A 2,981-nucleotide genomic window follows, 5' to 3' on the forward strand; every position below is an offset into this window, starting at 1 on the left:
CCTATCAACGTTGTGGTCTCCAACGGCCCTTTAGGACCCTCAAGGGGTCAGGGATGACTCATCTCAGGGCTCGCTTCCCGCTTAGATGCTTTCAGCGGTTATCGATTCCGAACTTAGCTACCGGGCAGTGCCACTGGCGTGACAACCCGAACACCAGAGGTTCGTTCACTCCGGTCCTCTCGTACTAGGAGCAACTCCCTTCAATCATCCAACGCCCACGGCAGATAGGGACCGAACTGTCTCACGACGTTCTGAACCCAGCTCGCGTACCACTTTAAATGGCGAACAGCCATACCCTTGGGACCGACTTCAGCCCCAGGATGTGATGAGCCGACATCGAGGTGCCAAACACCGCCGTCGATATGAACTCTTGGGCGGTATCAGCCTGTTATCCCCGGAGTACCTTTTATCCGTTGAGCGATGGCCCTTCCATTCAGAACCACCGGATCACTATGACCTACTTTCGTACCTGCTCGACCTGTCCGTCTCGCAGTTAAGCTGGCTTATGCCATTGCACTAACCTCCTGATGTCCGACCAGGATTAGCCAACCTTCGTGCTCCTCCGTTACTCTTTGGGAGGAGACCGCCCCAGTCAAACTACCCACCAGGCACTGTCCGCGAGCCCGATTCAGGGCCCTGCGTTAGAACATCAAACATACAAGGGTGGTATTTCAAGGACGGCTCCAGCGCAACTGGCGTCACGCCTTCAAAGCCTCCCACCTATCCTACACATGTAGGTTCAATGTTCAGTGCCAAGCTGTAGTAAAGGTTCACGGGGTCTTTCCGTCTAGCCGCGGGTACACCGCATCTTCACGGCGAATTCGATTTCACTGAGTCTCGGGTGGAGACAGCATGGCCATGGTTACACCATTCGTGCAGGTCGGAACTTACCCGACAAGGAATTTCGCTACCTTAGGACCGTTATAGTTACGGCCGCCGTTTACCGGGGCTTCGATCAAGAGCTTCGCTTGCGCTAACCCCATCAATTAACCTTCCGGCACCGGGCAGGTGTCACACCCTATACGTCCACTTTCGTGTTTGCAGAGTGCTGTGTTTTTGATAAACAGTCCCAGCCATCTGGTCACTGCGACTCCCGACAGCTCCATCCGCAAGGGACTTCACCATCAAGAGCGAACCTTCTCCCGAAGTTACGGTTCTATTTTGCCTAGTTCCTTCACCCGAGTTCTCTCAAGCGCCTTGGTATTCTCTACCCGACCACCTGTGTCGGTTTGGGGTACGATGACTTGTAATCTGAAGCTTAGAGGCTTTTCCTGGAAGCAGGGCATCAATGGCTTCCACACCGTAGTGCGTTCGTCTCGTGTCTCAGTGTTGTGTCTCCGGATTTGCCTAGAAACACCACCTACGCACTTTCACCAGGACAACCGTCGCCTGGCCCACCTAGCCTTCTCCGTCCCCCCATCGCAATTACAAGTCGTGCAGGAATATTAACCTGCTTCCCATCGACTACGCCTTTCGGCCTCGCCTTAGGGGTCGACTCACCCTGCCCCGATTAACGTTGGACAGGAACCCTTGGTCTTCCGGCGAGGAGGCTTTTCACCCCCTTTATCGTTACTTACGTCAGCATTCGCACTTCTGATATCTCCAGCATACCTCTCGATACACCTTCGCAGACTTACAGAACGCTCCCCTACCACTCACACATAAGTGTGAATCCGCGGCTTCGGTGCCTGGTTTGAGCCCCGTTACATCTTCCGCGCAGGCCGACTCGACTAGTGAGCTATTACGCTTTCTTTAAATGATGGCTGCTTCTAAGCCAACATCCTAGCTGTCTGAGCCTTCCCACATCGTTTCCCACTTAACCAGAACTTTGGGACCTTAGCCGGCGGTCTGGGTTGTTTCCCTCTTCACGACGGACGTTAGCACCCGCCGTGTGTCTCCCGGATATTACTTACTGGTATTCGGAGTTTGCATGGGGTTGGTAAGTCGGGATGACCCCCTAGCCCAAACAGTGCTCTACCCCCAGTAGTATTCGTCCGAGGCGCTACCTAAATAGCTTTCGGGGAGAACCAGCTATCTCCGAGTTTGATTGGCCTTTCACCCCCAGCCACAGGTCATCCCCTAACTTTGCAACGTTAGTGGGTTCGGTCCTCCAGTTGATGTTACTCAACCTTCAACCTGCCCATGGCTAGATCACCCGGTTTCGGGTCTACACCTTGCAACTAGACGCCCAGTTAAGACTCGGTTTCCCTACGGCTCCCCTATACGGTTAACCTCGCTACAAAATGTAAGTCGCTGACCCATTATACAAAAGGTACGCAGTCACCCCGAAGGGCTCCCACTGCTTGTACGTACACGGTTTCAGGTTCTATTTCACTCCCCTCACAGGGGTTCTTTTCGCCTTTCCCTCACGGTACTGGTTCACTATCGGTCAGTCAGGAGTATTTAGCCTTGGAGGATGGTCCCCCCATATTCAGACAGGATGTCACGTGTCCCGCCCTACTCGATTTCACATCAAGGTTGTTTTCGTGTACGGGGCTATCACCCTGTATCGCCGGCCTTTCCAGGACCGTTCCACTAACTTCCAAGATGCTTAAGGGCTAATCCCCGTTCGCTCGCCGCTACTGAGGGAATCTCGGTTGATTTCTTTTCCTCGGGGTACTTAGATGTTTCAGTTCTCCCGGTTCGCCTCTGTTACCTATGTATTCAGTAACAGATACCCGAGTTATCTCGGGTGGGTTTCCCCATTCGGAAATCTGTGAGTAATAGCGTCTCTTACCGACTTCTCACAGCTTATCGCAGGTTAGTACGTCCTTCATCGCCTCTGACTGCCAAGGCATCCACCATGTACGCTTAGTCACTTAACCATACAACCCCAAGAAGTGTCGGTGAAACCGGCACAGCCTGTTGTCGTACAACAAGGACCAAATAAAATTTGGTTTTCGCCAAGAAGTTTCCAAAGCACTTGTAACAAATGTTTGAGAACTACTTTTTAAATCAGCTTTCCAGATTGTTAAAGAGCA

General features: G+C 52.6%; 1 rRNA gene. It reads right to left on the reverse strand.

Going from position 1 to position 2,981, the window contains the following annotated elements:
• Nucleotides 1-2,825: ribosomal RNA gene (locus ACB040_RS20650) — 23S ribosomal RNA — on the reverse strand; the annotation flags it as partial.
• Nucleotides 2,826-2,981: the final 156 nt, after the last annotated feature.

Source organism: Aeromonas sp. S11(2024), assembly GCF_041402345.1.
Lineage (GTDB): Bacteria > Pseudomonadota > Gammaproteobacteria > Enterobacterales > Aeromonadaceae > Aeromonas > Aeromonas veronii.